We start from the raw sequence: 17,548 nt of genomic DNA on the forward strand, positions 1-17,548 counted from the left end.
CAGGATTTTTCTCTTTAATCAACCGGCTGTTTGTGTGAAGTGATTCACATCCGCCGTGTCGATGGAGGCGCATTATAGGGGGTCGTCTCAGGAAGACAAGCGGAAAAATGCATTTTTATCTCAACTGCTCATCTTTTAATCATAACGCTTATTTTTGCTGCTTTCTTATCGCCGATGGCAGGTCAGCAAGGCTATTTAACACCCAATCTGCCGCATTTTCTGCTTCGGGCGTAACGGGCTTACCAGTGCGTACCAATACTTTCGTACCAACATTTGCCGCTGCCGCCGCCTGCATATCTTCTATTTTGTCACCCACCATATAAGACGCGGCCATATCAATGTGCAGAAAATCACGCGCAGAGATAAGCATCCCGGGATGCGGTTTACGACAATCACACGCCTGACGGAACTCTTCTACGCTGCCCTGCGGATGATGCGGACAATAATAGATGCCATCCAGATCGACATCGCGGTCCGCCAGCGACCAGTCCATCCATTCGGTCAGCGTCTCGAACTGCGCTTCCGTAAATTTACCGCGCGCAATACCAGACTGGTTGGTAACAACGACAAGCGCAAAGCCCATCTTTTTCAGTTCACGCATCGCGTCAATGACGCCTTCAATAAACTCGAACTCATCGATTTCATGTACGTAACCATGATCCACATTAATAGTGCCATCACGGTCGAGGAAAATTGCGGGTACGGACTTTGCCACCTTTTATAGCTCCTGAATAAGGCATGTGCCGTTAGTATCGCATGTTTCAGCGAGCAAGAAAGTGCTCATCATCGAAAGCCTGATTGATTTAGACGTCTGGATGCCTTAACATCCATTTTGTTGACGGCTTCGACCGTATCAGGCAGAAGAAAATGCCACGGCTAACTTAATTACGATAATAAATAATCAATGATTAAACTTTCGAATATCACCAAAGTGTTCCAACAGGGGACTCGCACCATTCAGGCGCTGAACAACGTCAGCCTGCATGTCCCTGCCGGACAAATTTATGGCGTTATTGGTGCCTCCGGCGCCGGTAAAAGCACACTCATTCGCTGTGTGAATCTGCTGGAACGTCCCACGGAAGGGAGCGTATTGGTTGGCGGCCAGGAGCTGACCACCCTTTCTGAATCTGAGTTGACGAAAGCCCGTCGCCAGATTGGCATGATTTTCCAGCATTTTAACCTGTTATCTTCACGTACCGTTTTTGGCAACGTGGCGTTGCCGCTGGAACTGGACAATACGCCGAAAGACGAGATTAAACGCCGCGTCACAGAGCTGTTGGATCTGGTAGGGCTCGGCGATAAGCACGACAGCTACCCGGCCAACCTTTCCGGCGGCCAGAAACAGCGTGTGGCGATTGCTCGCGCATTAGCCAGCAATCCCAAAGTCCTGCTGTGCGACGAGGCCACCAGCGCACTCGATCCGGCAACGACCCGTTCGATTCTGGAACTGCTGAAAGATATTAACCGTCGCCTTGGCCTGACCATTCTTCTTATTACTCATGAGATGGATGTGGTTAAGCGCATTTGCGATTGTGTCGCAGTTATCAGTAACGGAGAACTGATTGAGCAGGATACGGTCAGCGAAGTGTTCTCCCATCCAAAGACGCCGCTGGCGCAGAAGTTTATCCAGTCCACGTTGCATCTGGATATCCCGGAAGATTATCTGGAACGTTTAAAAGCGGAGCCGTATGCGGACAGCGTCCCCATGCTGCGTATGGAATTTACCGGACAATCCGTAGACGCCCCGCTGCTGTCTGAGACGGCCCGCCGCTTCAATGTGAACAACAACATTATTAGCGCGCAGATGGATTACGCAGGCGGCGTGAAGTTCGGCATTATGCTGACGGAAATGCACGGCACGCAAGAAGAGACGCAAGCCGCAATTGCCTGGTTGCAGGAACACCATGTGAAAGTAGAGGTACTGGGTTATGTCTGAGGCGATGATGTGGTTACTGGCGCGCGGCGTCTGGGAAACGCTGGCGATGACTTTTGTATCCGGCTTTTTTGGTTTTGTTATTGGTCTGCCGGTTGGCGTACTGCTGTACGTTACGCGTCCAGGGCAAATTATTGAAAACGCGAAGCTCTACCGCACACTCTCTGCGGTCGTCAATATCTTCCGTTCCATCCCGTTCATTATCTTACTGGTATGGATGATTCCGTTTACCCGTGTGATTGTCGGCACCTCCATCGGTTTGCAGGCGGCGATTGTGCCGTTAACCGTCGGCGCCGCGCCGTTTATCGCCCGCATGGTGGAAAACGCATTGCTGGAAATCCCAACCGGATTGATCGAAGCCTCCCGTGCGATGGGGGCCACGCCGCTACAAATCGTGCGTAAGGTGCTGCTGCCGGAAGCATTACCGGGTTTGGTCAATGCCGCAACCATTACCCTGATCACTCTGGTGGGCTACTCTGCTATGGGCGGCGCCGTTGGCGCTGGCGGACTCGGTCAGATTGGCTATCAGTATGGTTACATTGGCTACAATGCTACCGTGATGAATACGGTGCTGGTATTACTGGTCGTTCTGGTTTATTTAATTCAGTTATCCGGCGATCGCATCGTTCGGGCAGTGACGCACAAGTAACATTAAACACAACACAAATGACTCATTAAGGAAATAAGCATGGCGTTCAAATTTAAAACCTTTGCGGCAGTGGGAGCCCTGATTGGTTCTCTGGCACTTGTGGGTTGCGGCCAGGATGAAAAAGATCCGAACCACATCAAAGTGGGCGTGATTGTCGGCGCTGAACAGCAGGTTGCGGAAGTCGCACAAAAAGTAGCGAAAGAAAAATACGGTCTGGATGTTGAGCTGGTGACGTTCAACGACTACGTATTACCGAACGAAGCGTTAAGCAAAGGCGATATCGACGCGAACGCTTTCCAGCACAAGCCGTACCTGGATCAGCAGATCAAAGATCGCGGTTATAAGCTGGTTGCCGTTGGCAATACCTTTGTTTATCCGATTGCCGGTTATTCCAAAAAAATCAAATCACTTGATGAGCTACAGGATGGTTCTCAGGTAGCCGTACCAAACGATCCGACTAACCTTGGTCGTTCACTGCTGCTGTTGCAGAAAGTAGGATTAATCAAACTGAAAGATGGCGTTGGCCTGCTGCCGACCGTTCTGGACGTGACCGAAAACCCGAAGAACCTGAAAATTGTTGAGCTGGAAGCACCGCAACTGCCGCGCTCTCTGGATGATGCGCAAATTGCCCTGGCCGTGATTAACACCACTTACGCCAGCCAGATTGACCTGACGCCGGCAAAAGACGGTATCTTCGTGGAAGATAAAGATTCCCCGTACGTTAACCTGATCGTAACGCGTGAAGACAATAAAGACGCAGAGAACGTGAAGAAATTCGTTCAGGCTTATCAGTCTGACGAAGTCTACGAAGCCGCGAATAAAGTCTTCAACGGCGGTGCTGTTAAAGGCTGGTAATTTTTAGGCGGTTTCCACAATCTGTAATATCATTCAGGACGGGCGCTTGCCCGTCTTGTCATTTATGCAAGCTCCTGATTCAATATCTGACGATTAGATCATTCATTGAGGAAATATTATGCGTGCTTTACCGATCTGTTTATTGGCACTCATGCTGGGCGGTTGTTCCATGCTAAGCAGATCCCCTGTTGAACCCGTTCAAAGCACCGCAACCCCGCCAAAAGCGGAGTCGGAAAAACCGAAAGCGCCGCGTGCCGCACCGGTCCGAATTTATACCAACGCCGAAGAGTTAGTGGGTAAACCGTTCCGCGATCTTGGCGAAGTCAGCGGTGACTCCTGCCAGGCATCTAATCAGGATTCCCCGCCGAGCATCCCGACGGCACGTAAACGCATGCAGATTAACGCCTCTAAAATGAAGGCGAATGCTGTACTGCTGCACAGCTGCGAAGTCACCAGTGGAACGCCAGGCTGCTACCGTCAGGCTGTTTGCATCGGTTCCGCCCTTAACATCTCGGCTAAATGAGCAGTTTTCAGTTCGAGCAAATAGGCGTTATTCGCTCCCCCTATAAAGAAAAGTTCGCCGTCCCGCGCCAGCCTGGTCTGGTAAAAAGCGCCGACGGCGAACTGCATCTTGTTGCGCCCTATAATCAGGCCGATGCCGTTCGCGGTCTGGAAGCGTTCAGCCATTTGTGGGTGATCTTCGTCTTTCATCAGACGATGGCGGGCGGATGGCGCCCGACGGTTCGCCCTCCCCGTCTCGGCGGCAATGCCCGGATGGGCGTCTTCGCGACCCGCTCCACCTTTCGCCCTAACCCTGTCGGCATGTCGCTGGTTGAATTGAAAGAGATTGTCTGTCAGAAAGAGAAAGTCATCCTGAAGCTGGGCAGTCTGGATCTGGTTGATGGCACGCCGGTTATTGATATCAAACCCTACCTGCCGTTTGCCGAGTCATTACCGGACGCAACGGCCAGCTACGCGCAACAGGCGCCTGTGGCAGAGATGCACGTCAGCTTCACGGCCAGCATTGACCAACAGCTTTCACGGCTTGAACAACGTTACCCGCAACTGAAAACATTTATCGGCGAAGTGCTGGCGCAAGATCCGCGTCCCGCCTATCGTAAAGGTGAAGAGACAGGTAAAACGTACGCCGTCTGGCTGCACGATTTCAACGTGCGCTGGCGCGTCACCGAAGAGGGTTTTGAAGTCTTTGCGCTGGAACCCCGCTAATTTCACGCCCTTCTCTTTTGACATCCCTTTCTCGCTGGTAAACTAAATCACTTTTTTTGTGTCAGGCTCGCGTTGAGCCTGTTCGATCGTCCAACTGGAACCGTAACAACATGCGTACTAGCCAATATCTGCTCTCCACTCTGAAGGAGACACCTGCCGACGCCGAGGTTATCAGCCATCAGCTGATGCTGCGCGCCGGGATGATCCGCAAGCTCGCCTCCGGGTTATATACCTGGCTGCCGACTGGCCTGCGCGTCCTGAAAAAAGTCGAAAACATCGTGCGTGAAGAGATGAATAACGCCGGTGCCATTGAGGTGTCGATGCCAGTGGTTCAGCCTGCTGACCTGTGGCAAGAGAGTGGTCGTTGGGAACAGTACGGCCCGGAACTGCTGCGTTTTGTTGACCGTGGCGAGCGTCCGTTCGTACTCGGCCCGACTCACGAAGAAGTTATCACCGACCTGATTCGTAACGAACTCAGCTCTTACAAACAGCTGCCGCTGAACTTCTTCCAGATCCAGACCAAATTCCGTGACGAAGTACGTCCGCGTTTCGGCGTAATGCGTTCCCGCGAGTTCCTGATGAAAGACGCCTACTCTTTCCATACCTCTCAGGAATCGCTACAGGAAACTTACGACGCGATGTATGCCGCTTACAGCAAAATCTTCAGCCGTATGGGCCTGGATTTCCGCGCGGTACAGGCAGACACGGGGTCTATCGGCGGTAACGCATCCCACGAGTTCCAGGTACTGGCGCAAAGCGGTGAAGATGATGTGATCTTCTCTGATTCTTCTGACTACGCGGCTAACATTGAGTTCGCCGAAGCCGTTGCGCCGAAAGCGCCGCGCGCGGCTGCCAGCCAGGAGATGACGCTGGTTGATACGCCAAACGCGAAAACCATCGCGGAGCTGGTTGAGCAGTTCAATCTGCCGATTGAGAAAACCGTCAAAACGCTGCTGGTGAAAGCGGTTGAAGGAAGCAGCTACCCGCTGGTTGCTCTGCTGGTACGTGGCGATCACGAACTGAACGAAGTGAAAGCGGAAAAACTGCCGCAGGTTGCCAGCCCGCTAACCTTCGCCACAGAAGAAGAGATTCGTGCGCTGGTGAAAGCCGGCCCGGGTTCTCTCGGCCCGGTAAATATGCCGGTTCCGGTGGTGATCGACCGTACCGTTGCAGTAATGAGCGATTTCGCGGCAGGCGCCAACATCGACGGTAAGCACTACTTCGGCATCAACTGGGATCGCGATGTCGCGACGCCAGAAGTCGCCGATATCCGTAACGTCGTGGCAGGCGATCCAAGCCCGGACGGCCAGGGCACGCTGCTGATTAAACGCGGCATCGAAGTGGGTCATATCTTCCAGCTGGGCACCAAGTATTCCGAAGCGCTGAAAGCCTCCGTACAGGGTGAAGATGGTCGTAACCAGATCCTGACGATGGGTTGCTACGGTATCGGGGTAACGCGCGTGGTGGCGGCGGCGATTGAGCAGAACTACGACGAACGCGGTATCGTATGGCCTGACGCCATTGCGCCATTCCAGGTTGCCATTCTGCCGATGAATATGCACAAGTCCTTCCGGGTGCAGGAACTGGCGGAAAAACTGTACGGCGAACTGCGCGCACAAGGCATCGAAGTGCTGATGGATGACCGTAAAGAGCGTCCTGGCGTCATGTTCGCGGATATGGAACTGATCGGCATCCCGCACACTATCGTGCTGGGCGACCGTAACCTGGACAACGACGATATTGAATACAAATACCGTCGTAACGGCGAGAAGCAGTTGATTAAAACTGGCGAGATCGTCGATTTCCTGGTGAAAGCCATCAAAGGCTAAACACAAAAAACCCCGCATTAGCGGGGTTTTTTAATGTCCAGACGGGGTCGATACCGCAATTACTTGCTGGAACAATCCTGTCCAGGAACGAATTTAATCTCTTTATCGGCCACCAGCGTTTTTACCTGCGCGCCCGTATCCGGGTTGGCTTCCTGCGTAAAGTGACCTTCCACCGTTAATAATACCGGTTTTTCCGCAGCGCCTCGTGCCGCCAGATAATCACGTTCCAGCTGAGCATTGTTCGCCACCGGCATGCGTTTCCCGGTAGCGCAATCGGTAAAGGTCGCCGCATCCGCCATATAGAAATACATGCCGCGCACCGGCATTGGCGTTACGGGCAAACTGGCAGACACCGACTCAAGCGTGTAATTAAACTGCGACTCAATCGGATTACCTTCACGATCAAGCATTTCCAGAGCGTCGCCTTTCGCACGATAGTAAGACTTCTCGCCTTTGCTGTCGGTCAATACCAGTTTATCGGCTGTACGCGCCCAGGTGCCATACGAGGCAAACGAAGAGGGTTCTTCACGAACGCCCTGATAACGTTCATTCATCACCCATGTTCCATCTTTTTCCAGGAACAAAGAGGTTTCGATCCCTTCACAGTCTGCGCAAGGCAATACGCCACGCCAGCTTTGCTGCATCGGTTTTAATTCTGCCGTCTGCGTCGGCTGTAGCGCCTCCACTTCAGTACGATTATTACATCCAATCAAGGCAAAGAGCGTGCATGCTGCCGCTACTGACAATATCGCTGTTTTCACCATAAATTCCTTATGAAATGTTATCCCCGCTCGTCACTCCTGAGGACGACGAACTCTACCGCGAAGCGCCTTCACTGTGGATTTTTGTGCCTTCGATGACAACCTGCGTTCTTTCGACGCGCGCGTAGGGCGGGTTGCCCGTCGGCTTTTTTGCACTGCGGTTAATTCTTTGATGACTGCCACCAGCCGGGCGATAGCCGCCTCCCGGTTGAGCTCCTGGCTGCGATACTCCTGCGCCTTGATAATAATGACGCCATCGCTGCTAATAAGATGATGGCTGGCAGCCAACAAACGTTCCTTATAATACTCTGGCAGGCCAGAGGCCCGAATGTCAAAGCGCAAATGGATAGCCGTTGAGGTCTTATTAACGTGCTGTCCACCCGCTCCCTGCGCACGAATGGCTGTAATTTCCAGCTCATTGTCGGGAATCGAGACATTTCGGGAGATGACAATCATGAAGGCTGTTGCCATGCAGTCAGATGAATTTCCAGATTATTCTGAGAATCTGACAGCCAGATGGCGCCATCCTGAATCGTTGCCTGCAACGTCATGGTTCGGCCGGCAAAATCACTCAGTTTCGCCAGTTGCTCATCATCCAGATACCACACGGACAGGTTAGCGTACTGCGCGCATTTACTCTGGTTCTGCTGCCACCAGATTTGCGCGGCACGACTATTATAGGCAAACAGCGCAACCTCCGCAGCCTGAGTACAGGCTTTCTTAATGCGGCGCTCATCCGGCAGCCCCAGCTCAACCCATAAATCAATCCCCAGATGGTCGTTACGCAGCCATGCCTCAGGCTCATCTTCTGCGCTCAGACCACGCGTGAACTGTAGGCGCTCATCGGCATATTTAATCCAGGCCAGCAGGCGCAGCATCATGCGCTCCTGCGTTTCAGAAGGGTGACGCGCCAGCGTCAATGCCGCGTCAAGAAACTGGTTGCGGTCAAGATCCGCCACATTGACTACGGCTTTATAAATCGTCGCTTTAAGCGCCATGAGAGAACTCCTTTCGAATCAGGGACACATTGTAGCGAAATCTGCGTCAAAAGGCTGTTAACGGATGTCGTATACCTGCGCCGTCAACCTGCTGATATTGCCTGGATGGGTATGTTATAGTCACCTTGCTAAACAGAGTTTATCTTCGTAGGCTTAGACTTGCATCCACGGTTAAGTCAGAGTGCTGACAGGAGGGCATGTGGAAAAATATTGTGAGTTAATACGCAAGCGGTATGCGGAAATCGCCAGCGGAGACTTAGGGTATGTCCCGGATGCGCTGGGTTGTGTATTGAAAGTGCTTAATGAAGTGGCAGCAGACGATGCCCTTTCAGAGTCGGTCAGGGAAAAGGCGGCATATGCTGCCGCGAACTTACTGGTGAGCGATTATGTCAATGAATGAAACGTATCAACCCATCAACTGCGATGATTACGATAATCTTGAGCTCGCCTGCCAGCATCATCTGTTACTGACGCTGGAACTTAAGGATGGAGAAGTTTTACAGGCGAAAGCCAACGATCTGGTGTCGCGCAAAAACGTGGAATATCTGATCGCGGATGTCGCCGGTGAAACACGCGAGCTGCGTCTGGACAAAATTACCAGCTTCAGTCATCCAAAAATCGGTACTGTAATCGTCAGCGAATCCTGATTCTTTTGTTGCCGGATGGCGGTGCAAGCACCTTATCCGGCCTACTTTCCATGCGATACGTAGGCCTGATAAGCGCAGCGCCATCAGGCATTACGTGATGACGACGTCTCTTCCTTCCATTCCAGCCTGACGCCTGCTCCCTCCTCCGCCAGACCATCACAGGTAACAAAAATACCTGCGGCAGCAATCAACGTCTCGCCATAAAACAGCAGCGGCGTGGTATCCCGCCGCCAGGGCGGTACGCCCAGCTCCTGCCAGATTTTCTTTAGCTTACGCCCGCCATTACGCCCGATAATATGCAGTAACCCAGATGCCTTAAAGCGTATGCTAACCGGCTCGTCGGCACGCGGCATGCGCAGGTCGCCTCCTGGAACGAGCCGCACCGTCCCAAGTCCAACGGGCAGCGATAACGGTGTTTGCCACGATGGCCACGGGATCACCGTCGCGCTTTGGCCGGTAACGGATTTTATCCACCATAGTTGTGACTGATAACGGCGAATGTCGTACTCGCCAAAGCGCAAACAGGGAGCGGCATCCTCACGCGCCAGCGCCACCTCCTGCCAGATACGTTCCAGCCCGTCGCGGGAAGGCATCGGCGCATGCTTCGCGGCCAGCCAGCGGCGCAATAGCGCAGCACGTCGCGGGCCGCTCATCGCCATTAACGGCGCTAACTGCAATGCTCCATCAGCGGTGATACAGCCCGCTAAATCCTCTGCCAAAAGCTCATCCAGCAGGCGCTCCTGTTCTGCGCAAAGCGCGGCGCTGCGGGCTGTCGCTTCAGCAAAATGCGGCCAGCGTTGTTGCAGCAGCGGCAGCACCCTAAGGCGCAGGAAATTACGATCGTAGGCATCATCCTGATTGCTTTCATCCTCAATCCAGCGCAGCGCATAGCGTTTTGCCCACTGCTCCAGCGCCGCACGGGTTTCCCCAAGTAACGGGCGGATCAGCTGCGTTCCGGCAAACGACGAGCGTTCCCCCATAGCGGACAATCCCGCCGGGCCGCTGCCGCGCTTCAACGCCAGCAAAAACGTTTCACATTGATCGTCAAGATGCTGGGCCGTGACCAGGACTTCACCGGGATGCAGCGCCTGCGCAAAGGCCGCGTATCGCGCCTGGCGCGCCTGAGCCTCAATCCCCAACCCCTCATCCTGAAGCTGCACTCGTCGGACAACCAGCGGCACCTGCCACTGCTGGCACACAGCCTCGCAATGCGTCACCCAGCTATCGGCATGAGAGCTTAACCCATGATGAATATGGATGGCGCGCAGCGTGACATCAGGCTGCTGTTCTCGCCATTGCACCAGTTGATGCAGCAGTACGGTAGAATCCAGCCCGCCGCTAAAGGCCACCAGAATCTGGCGGTATGGCAGGAGTGAGGCGTTCAGGGTGAGTGTTGTCATGATCATTGCTTAACTGTGGCACTGCCCGGCACGTTACCGGGCAGAAACCGTGATGACAAGTTTTACTGCTCATACAGTTCGAGCGGCAGTCCGTCTGGATCGTTGAAAAAGGTAAAACGTTTATTCGTAAACGGGTCAACGCGAACCGGCTCGCATTTAACGTTGTTCGCCTCCAGATGCGCTACCGCTTTGTCTACGTCTTCCACGCTGAACGCCAGATGCCGCAGACCGCAGGCCTCCGGTCGGCTCGGTCGCGCAGGCGGGAAGGGAAAAGAAAAAAGCTCAATCACATATTGCCCGTTTAACGCCAGGTCGCCTTTCCAGGAATCACGTTCTTCCCGGTACGCTTCACTCAACAGCGTGAAGCCCAGTACGTCACAATAAAACGTTTTGCTCGCCGCATAATCCGTCGCGATAATCGCAATATGGTGAACCTGTTTTAATCCCAGCATAGCGTCTCCTTAATGTGTTATCAGCACGTTACCCGCCTTGCCGTCGCGAGGGCAAGCCATCATGCCGTTTTTAAGACTCTCACTCGGTAAACGCCATCCTCATCCTGTTTTGCGCCATGAATATCGGTCTCAAAGCCAGGGTAATGGTGGCCGATGGAACACAGCATCAGCAGAAAATCGAGTACCGCACGGCTCGCTTCGGTGATCATCTCCCCCGGCATCAGCAACGGCACGCCAGGCGGATACGGCAGCACCATACTGGCGGAAATACGCCCCACCAATTGATCAATCGCAATGGTCTCCACTTCGCCTTTTATCTGCCTCTGCCAGGCCTGATGCGGCGTCATTTTCATTTCGGGCAATGTGTCGAACGCCCGTAACATCAACCCGGAAAGATCGTGCTGGCGGATCAGTTTATGGATACCCTGCGCCAGATCCTGAATCCGCATATTACGATAAAAATCTGGATCTTCGGCGTACAGATCCGGCAGCATATTTTTAATGCGCAGATTAAGATCGTAAGCGCGTTTAAACTCCGTCAGGCCGCGCAGCAACCCCATCGCCCGGGTTTTATCAATACCAATACTGAACAGGAACAGCAGGTTATAAGGCCCGGTTTTTTCTACCACCACGCCACGCTCATCAAGGAACTTCGCCACCAGCGCGGCGGGAATCCCCTCCTCGCTCATGTTGCCCTGCTCATCCATACCGGGCGTCAAAATGGTGACTTTCACCGGATCGAGAAACATATGGTCGGCATCCGCATCGGTAAAACCGTGCCACTCCTCGCCGGGCGCAACGGGCCAGCATTCCGCTTCATCCACCTCTTCCGGTTGCCAGATATCAAAGAACCAGCCTTCCGACTCTTCGCGCAGCCGCTGTACCTCTTTGCGAAAATGAAGCGCCCGCTCCACGGAGCGATTGATCAATCGTTTACCCGGATTGCCACGCAGCATTGCCGCAGCCGTCTCAATCGACGCCACGATGGGGTAGCTTGGCGATGTTGAGGTGTGCATCATAAACGCTTCATTAAAGGTATCTTCATCGTAATCCCCTTTAATGTGAATAAGCGATGCCTGAGACAGCGCCGCCAGCATTTTATGCGTCGACTGCGTTTCGAAGATGACTTTTCCCGGCACCCGCTCGCCGCTCATCCCGCTTTTCCCCTGATAAATCGGGTGAAAATGGGTATAGGGCACCCAGGCCGAGTCGAAATGGATCGAAGGGACATCCAGCGTTTGTTTAATCCAGTTGGTGTTGTACAGCAGGCCGTCATAGGTCGAGTTGGTGATAACCGCATGTACCGGCCACTGCGCCTGCGCCGTTTCCGAAACCTTATGTTCAATACTCTCACGCGTAAATTCACGCTTAGGAATGCCCCCCAGAATACCGAGTGCGTTGCGCGTGGGTTTCAGCCAGAGGGGCACCACATCGCTCATCATCAACAGGTGCGCGAGAGATTTATGGCAGTTGCGGTCAATCAGCAGCGTGCTGCCCGACGGCGCCGCGTACATGCCGACAATTTTGTTCGATGTGGAGGTGCCGTTGGTCACCATATAACTCTGCTCGGCGCCGAAGGTGCGGGCAATATACTCTTCCGCCTCCAGGTGCGGCCCGGTATGGTCCAGCAGCGACCCCAGTTCGGTCACGGAAATAGACACATCCGCTTTTAGCGTATTCCCCCCGAAGAAGTCATAAAACAGGCAGCCAATCGGGCTTTTCTGGTAAGCCGTTCCCGCCATATGCCCCGGCGTACAGAAGGTATACTTCCCTTCCTTCACATAGGTAAACAGCGCCCGGGTGAACGGCGGCGTGATGTTATCAAGGTATTCATTCGTATACTGGCGGATGCGGGTTGCAATATCTTCTGACTGGCCGAGCGCGTATTCAAAAAACCACAGTGCCATACGCATATCATGCACGCTGACATCCATCGTCGAATGCGTATTGATAAACGCATACAACGGCAGGTATTCATTTAGCTGGTTGATATCGCTACACAAATCGAGGCTGTACTCATCCCAGTCAAAAATGACGCCACAGATTCGCGGATTGTGTTCAATGAATTTCAGCAGGTCGACGCTATTTTGCGGCCAGATAATCTGAAACCCCTGCGACTGTAGGGCAAGCTCAAGTTCCTTGATGGGTTCGTCTTTATAAAAAACGCCATGCGGCCCCATGATGGCAATGATATTCATGCGTTCCTCCTGGAAAAACCTTAGCTAATCATAGCCTGGTCAAACCGCAGGTAAAAAAAAGGGCCACAAAATGTGACCCTTTTTACTCCATGTCCGATAAGCGCAAGCGCCATCAGGCATTGATGATGTTTACGCGTAGCCGTAGCTCATCAGGCGCTGATAACGACGGTTTTTCAAATCGTCTTTGCTCAACACGTCGAGATCGGCGAGATCGGCCAGCAGTTGCGCTTTCAGAGAAGCCGCCATCGCTTCCGGGTTACGGTGCGCGCCACCCAGCGGTTCCTGAATGATAGAATCAATCAGCTTCAGCTCCTTCAGGCGCGGCGCAATAATACCCATCGCTTCGGCAGCCAGCGGCGCTTTGTCCGCGCTTTTCCACAGAATGGACGCACAGCCTTCCGGGGAGATAACGGAATAGGTGCTGTACTGCAACATATTCACTTTATCGCCCACGCCAATCGCCAGCGCGCCGCCGGAACCCCCTTCGCCGATAACGGTACAAATCACCGGTACGCTCAGGCGTGACATTTCACGCAGGTTACGTGCGATCGCTTCAGACTGACCGCGTTCTTCCGCGCCCACGCCAGGGTAAGCGCCAGGGGTGTCGATAAAGGTAATGATCGGCATGTTGAAACGCTCAGCCATTTCCATCAGACGCAGCGCTTTGCGATACCCTTCAGGTGCCGGCATGCCGAAGTTACGACGGATTTTCTCTTTCGTTTCACGGCCTTTCTGATGACCAATAATCATCACTGGACGACCATCCAGACGCGCGATGCCGCCGACGATAGCTTTATCATCCGCATAGGCGCGATCGCCCGCCAGTTCGTCAAATTCATCAAACGCCAGGCGAACATAATCCAGGGTGTATGGACGTTGCGGATGGCGCGCCAGTTGAGCAACCTGCCATGCGCCAAGATCGGCAAAGATTTTGCGCGTCAGTTCTACGCTTTTTTCACGCAGACGATGCACTTCTTCATCGATATTAATATCCAGTTTCTCGTCCTGGCGGCTTACCGCTGTCAGAGAATCGATTTTCGCTTCCAGCTCTGCAATCGGCTGTTCAAAATCAAGGAAATTCAGACTCATAGTATTCCTGTATTAGTCAAACTCCAGTTCCACCTGCTCCGAACCAATGAGGCCACGGAGATCGTTTAGCAAACGATCGCTCGGAGAGACACGCCACGTCGCGCCAAAACGCAACCGCGCGCGTGCATCCGCCCTCTGATAGTAGAGATGTACTGGAATTGTCCCCGAGCGGTGGGGTTCCAGAGACTGACGGAGTCGGTTTAAAAGCTGGTCATCAATTTGCCTGTCCGTCAGCGAGATAGCAAGCCCGCGAGCATATTTTTCCCGGGCTTCGTCAATATCCATGACTTCACGGGCCATCATTTTAAGCCCGCCGCTGAAGTCATCAAAGCTGACCTGTCCGCTGACGATAAGTATGCGGTCTTTTTCCAGCAATTGCTGATATTTATCCAGAGCGTCGGTAAACAGCATAACTTCCAGACGTCCAGAGCGGTCATCCAGCGTACAGATGCCGATACGATTGCCGCGCTTGGTGACCATAACCCTTGCAGCAATCACGAGCCCCGCAGCCGTGGTGACTTTACCACGTTCTGTCGGATGCATGTCTTTCAGCCGGTAGCCTCCGACATAGCGCTCAATTTCTTTTAAATACTGATTGATAGGGTGTCCCGTCAGGTAAAGCCCCAACGTTTCACGTTCCCCGTCCAGCACCACCTGTTCCGGCCACGGCTGGCAGCTGGCATAGGATTGTTCAATTTGTTCCGGCTCTTCCGCCAGTACGCCAAACATATCCGTCTGCCCGATCGCTTCCGCTTTGGCATGCTGATCGGCGGCTTTCAGCGCGTCGCCCAGCGAGTTCATCAGCGCGGCGCGGTGCGGCCCAAGGCGGTCAAACGCCCCGGACATAATCAGTTTTTCCAGTACCCGGCGGTTGAGCTTTTTCGTGTCCGTGCGGGCGCATAAATCAAACAGTTCGCGGAAGTAACCGTCTTTATTGCGCGCCTCGATGATAGCTTCAATCGGGCCTTCACCCACGCCTTTGATCGCGCCGATGCCGTAAACAATTTCGCCGTCGTCGTTAACGTGGAAGTGATACAGCCCTGAATTGATATCCGGCGGCAGGATTTTAAGCCCCATGCGCCAGCATTCATCCACCAGACCGACCACTTTTTCGGTGTTGTCCATATCGGCGGTCATTACCGCCGCCATAAACTCTGCCGGGTAGTGCGCTTTCAGCCACAGCGTCTGGTAAGACACCAGCGCATAGGCGGCGGAGTGCGATTTGTTAAACCCGTACCCGGCAAATTTTTCCACCAGGTCGAAGATTTTTATCGCCAGCTCGCCGTCGATGCCGTTCTTTCTGGCGCCCTCTTCAAAGACGGAACGTTGTTTCGCCATCTCTTCCGGCTTTTTCTTACCCATCGCACGACGCAGCATATCCGCGCCGCCAAGGGTGTAACCGGAAAGCACCTGGGCAATCTGCATAACCTGTTCCTGGTACAGGATGATGCCGTAGGTCGGCTCCAGTACGGGTTTCAGGCTTTCATGCTGCCATTGCACGTCTGGATAGGAAATCTCTTCACGGCCATGCTTACGGTCGATGAAGTTATCCACCATGCCCGACTGCAACGGGCCGGGGCGGAACAACGCCACCAGCGCGATCATATCTTCAAAGCAGTCAGGTTGCAGACGCTTAATCAGATCTTTCATGCCGCGGGATTCAAGCTGGAAGACCGCCGTGGTTTCCGAGCGTTGCAGCATGTCGAAACTTTTCTTGTCATCCAGCGGGATCGCCGCGATATCCAACGGCGATTCGCCATTCTTCTCGCGGCGGGCGTTGATCATCTCCAGCGCCCAGTTAATGATGGTGAGCGTGCGCAGCCCCAGGAAGTCGAATTTGACCAGCCCGGCGTATTCCACGTCGTTTTTATCAAACTGCGTTACCGGGTGCTGACCGGCCTCATCACAGTACAGCGGCGCAAAATCGGTGATTTTGGTCGGCGCGATAACCACGCCACCGGCGTGCTTACCGGCGTTACGCGTGACGCCTTCCAGCTTGCGCGCCATATCGATCAGCGCTTTAACTTCCTCATCCGCCTCGTAAATTTCCGGCAGTTGCGGTTCCGCCTCAAACGCTTTCGCCAGCGTCATGCCCGGGTCAGGCGGCACCAGCTTCGAGATACGATCCACGAAACCGTACGGATGCCCCAGCACGCGCCCCACGTCGCGGATAACCGCTTTCGCCGCCATCGTACCGAAGGTAATAATCTGAGATACCGCATCGCGGCCGTACATGTCCGCTACGTGTTCGATAACCTGGTCGCGTTTCTCCATACAGAAGTCAACGTCGAAGTCAGGCATGGAGACACGTTCCGGGTTAAGGAAACGTTCGAACAGCAGGTCGAATTCCAGCGGATCAAGGTCGGTAATTTTCAGCGCATAGGCCACCAGCGACCCCGCACCGGAACCGCGCCCCGGCCCTACCGGTACGCCGTTATCTTTCGACCACTGGATAAACTCCATCACGATGAGGAAGTAGCCAGGGAACCCCATCTGGTTAATAACCTGAAGTTCAATGTCCAGACGTTCGTCATAGGGGGGACGCTTCTCTTTACGCACCGCTTCGTCAGGGAACAGGAATTCGAGACGTTCTTCCAGACCCTCTTTCGATTTCTTGACCAGGAAGTCTTCGGTGGTCATGTCCCCCGTCGGAAACTGCGGCAGGAAGTATTCGCCCAGACGGACGGTCACGTTACAGCGTTTGGCAATCTCAACGCTGTTTTCCAGCGCTTCCGGGATGTCGGAGAACAGCTCGCACATCTCGTCTTCGCTACGCATATATTGCTGCGGCGAGTAGTTACGCGGGCGTTTAGGATCGTCGAGCGTAAAACCATCGTGAATAGCCACGCGGATTTCGTGCGCGTCAAAGTCCTCGCTGTTAATAAAGCGGACATCATTCGTTGCGACAACCGGCAAGCCACGCGTTTCCGCCAGCTCAACCGCCGCATGCAGATACGTTTCCTCATCCTGCCGACCCGTGCGGATCAGCTCCAGATAGTAGCGGTCGGAGAAATGTTCTTCATAGAAGGCGACGCATTCGTCCACCAGCGCACTGTTGCCACGCAACAAACTGCGGCCCACATCGCCCATCCGGCCACCGGAAAGCAAAATCAGACCGTCTTTTAATTCAGTCAGCCATTCCCTGTCGATCACCGGCCCTTCTGCGCCATAGCCACGCTGATAGGCTTTTGAGATCAACAGAGTAAGATTCTGATAGCCCGTATTATTTGCCGCCAGCACGGTCAACTGGCAGAGTTCATCTCCCAGCGGAGTGCCGCGAACATGGAAATCAGCGCCAACAATAGGCTTAATCCCTGCGCCGTGGCCCGTTCCGTAGAACTTCACCAGACCGCAAAGGTTGGTAAAATCGGTGATCGCCAGCGCAGGCATGCCTAACGCGGCCGCCTTTTTTACCAGCGGCCCGGTTTTCGCCAGCCCATCGATCATGGAGTAGTCGCTGTGCACCCGCAGGTGGACGAAACGTGGTTCAGACATCTTCAGATTCCCGTT

At 53.8% G+C, this 17,548-nt stretch carries 17 protein-coding genes; 8 read left to right on the forward strand and 9 right to left on the reverse strand.

Going from position 1 to position 17,548, the window contains the following annotated elements; translation table 11 throughout:
• Nucleotides 1–148: 148 nt before the first annotated feature.
• Complete coding sequence (gmhB, locus tag OGX81_RS00825; RefSeq protein ID WP_047458784.1) at nucleotides 149–715, reverse strand: D-glycero-beta-D-manno-heptose 1,7-bisphosphate 7-phosphatase; 567 nt, start codon at nucleotides 713–715, stop codon at nucleotides 149–151.
• A gap of 189 nt (nucleotides 716–904) precedes the next feature.
• Between gmhB and metN the strand changes: the two genes are divergently transcribed.
• From metN to proS, 6 genes are all read left to right on the forward strand, one after another.
• Entirely contained in the window at nucleotides 905–1,936 is a 1,032-nt protein-coding gene (gene metN / locus OGX81_RS00830) for a methionine ABC transporter ATP-binding protein MetN (RefSeq protein ID WP_049008092.1), read from the forward strand.
• On the forward strand, nucleotides 1,929–2,582 hold the full coding sequence (locus tag OGX81_RS00835) for a methionine ABC transporter permease MetI (protein ID WP_012133958.1): 654 nt from the start codon (nucleotides 1,929–1,931) through the stop codon (nucleotides 2,580–2,582). Before metN ends, OGX81_RS00835 begins: the two co-directional genes overlap by 8 nt.
• Nucleotides 2,583–2,621: 39 nt before the next feature.
• A complete protein-coding gene (gene metQ / locus OGX81_RS00840; RefSeq protein WP_012133959.1) occupies nucleotides 2,622–3,437 on the forward strand; it encodes a methionine ABC transporter substrate-binding lipoprotein MetQ in 816 nt (271 codons plus the stop codon).
• 118 nt (nucleotides 3,438–3,555) lie between these two features.
• Nucleotides 3,556–3,960 carry an envelope stress sensor lipoprotein RcsF gene (rcsF, locus tag OGX81_RS00845; protein ID WP_012133960.1) on the forward strand — a complete coding sequence of 135 codons (405 nt, stop codon included), beginning with the start codon at nucleotides 3,556–3,558 and terminating at the stop codon, nucleotides 3,958–3,960.
• Nucleotides 3,957–4,664: a tRNA (N6-threonylcarbamoyladenosine(37)-N6)-methyltransferase TrmO gene (tsaA, locus tag OGX81_RS00850; RefSeq protein WP_104869058.1), complete on the forward strand. Its 708-nt coding sequence runs from the start codon at nucleotides 3,957–3,959 to the stop codon at nucleotides 4,662–4,664. Before rcsF ends, tsaA begins: the two co-directional genes overlap by 4 nt.
• Before the next feature lie 110 nt (nucleotides 4,665–4,774).
• Nucleotides 4,775–6,493, forward strand: a complete 1,719-nt coding sequence (gene proS, locus OGX81_RS00855; RefSeq protein WP_012133963.1) for a proline--tRNA ligase — start codon at nucleotides 4,775–4,777, stop codon at nucleotides 6,491–6,493.
• Nucleotides 6,494–6,552: 59 nt separating this feature from the next.
• Here proS and nlpE read toward each other — a convergent pair whose 3' ends face one another.
• The 3 genes from nlpE to OGX81_RS00870 are packed head-to-tail and all read right to left on the reverse strand — an operon-like array spanning nucleotide 6,553 to nucleotide 8,252.
• Entirely contained in the window at nucleotides 6,553–7,257 is a 705-nt protein-coding gene (gene nlpE / locus OGX81_RS00860) for an envelope stress response activation lipoprotein NlpE (RefSeq protein WP_012133964.1), read from the reverse strand.
• Between the two features lie 30 nt (nucleotides 7,258–7,287).
• Nucleotides 7,288–7,710: an alternative ribosome rescue aminoacyl-tRNA hydrolase ArfB gene (gene arfB, locus OGX81_RS00865; protein ID WP_012133965.1), complete on the reverse strand. Its 423-nt coding sequence runs from the start codon at nucleotides 7,708–7,710 to the stop codon at nucleotides 7,288–7,290.
• Nucleotides 7,707–8,252, reverse strand: coding sequence for a YaeQ family protein (locus OGX81_RS00870; RefSeq protein WP_047458789.1), 546 nt, complete (start codon nucleotides 8,250–8,252; stop codon nucleotides 7,707–7,709). Before OGX81_RS00870 ends, arfB begins: the two co-directional genes overlap by 4 nt.
• Before the next feature lie 199 nt (nucleotides 8,253–8,451).
• Here OGX81_RS00870 and OGX81_RS00875 point away from each other — a divergent pair, with 199 nt between their 5' ends.
• Nucleotides 8,452–8,652 carry a YaeP family protein gene (locus OGX81_RS00875; RefSeq protein WP_012133967.1) on the forward strand — a complete coding sequence of 67 codons (201 nt, stop codon included), beginning with the start codon at nucleotides 8,452–8,454 and terminating at the stop codon, nucleotides 8,650–8,652.
• Entirely contained in the window at nucleotides 8,639–8,899 is a 261-nt protein-coding gene (gene rof / locus OGX81_RS00880) for a Rho-binding antiterminator (RefSeq protein WP_047458793.1), read from the forward strand. The genes OGX81_RS00875 and rof overlap by 14 nt, the downstream gene beginning before the upstream one ends.
• 83 nt (nucleotides 8,900–8,982) lie before the next feature.
• On the opposite strand, the gene tilS is transcribed toward rof, so the two are convergent.
• The 5 genes from tilS to dnaE form a co-directional block, all read right to left on the reverse strand.
• Nucleotides 8,983–10,299, reverse strand: coding sequence for a tRNA lysidine(34) synthetase TilS (tilS, locus tag OGX81_RS00885; protein WP_049007928.1), 1,317 nt, complete (start codon nucleotides 10,297–10,299; stop codon nucleotides 8,983–8,985).
• A 62-nt stretch (nucleotides 10,300–10,361) separates the two neighbouring features.
• A complete protein-coding gene (locus OGX81_RS00890) occupies nucleotides 10,362–10,751 on the reverse strand; it encodes a VOC family protein (protein WP_012133970.1) in 390 nt (129 codons plus the stop codon).
• A gap of 59 nt (nucleotides 10,752–10,810) precedes the next feature.
• Nucleotides 10,811–12,949, reverse strand: a complete 2,139-nt coding sequence (ldcC, locus tag OGX81_RS00895; protein WP_104869059.1) for a lysine decarboxylase LdcC — start codon at nucleotides 12,947–12,949, stop codon at nucleotides 10,811–10,813.
• Between the two features lie 129 nt (nucleotides 12,950–13,078).
• The gene (gene accA, locus OGX81_RS00900; protein WP_012133972.1) at nucleotides 13,079–14,038 is read right to left on the reverse strand and encodes an acetyl-CoA carboxylase carboxyl transferase subunit alpha; all 960 of its coding nucleotides are present in this window, start codon (nucleotides 14,036–14,038) and stop codon (nucleotides 13,079–13,081) included.
• A 12-nt stretch (nucleotides 14,039–14,050) separates the two neighbouring features.
• Nucleotides 14,051–17,533, reverse strand: coding sequence for a DNA polymerase III subunit alpha (dnaE, locus tag OGX81_RS00905; RefSeq protein ID WP_286487492.1), 3,483 nt, complete (start codon nucleotides 17,531–17,533; stop codon nucleotides 14,051–14,053).
• Nucleotides 17,534–17,548 lie beyond the last annotated feature (15 nt).

This window comes from Citrobacter sp. CK206 (assembly GCF_030333125.1).
GTDB lineage: Bacteria > Pseudomonadota > Gammaproteobacteria > Enterobacterales > Enterobacteriaceae > Citrobacter_B > Citrobacter_B koseri.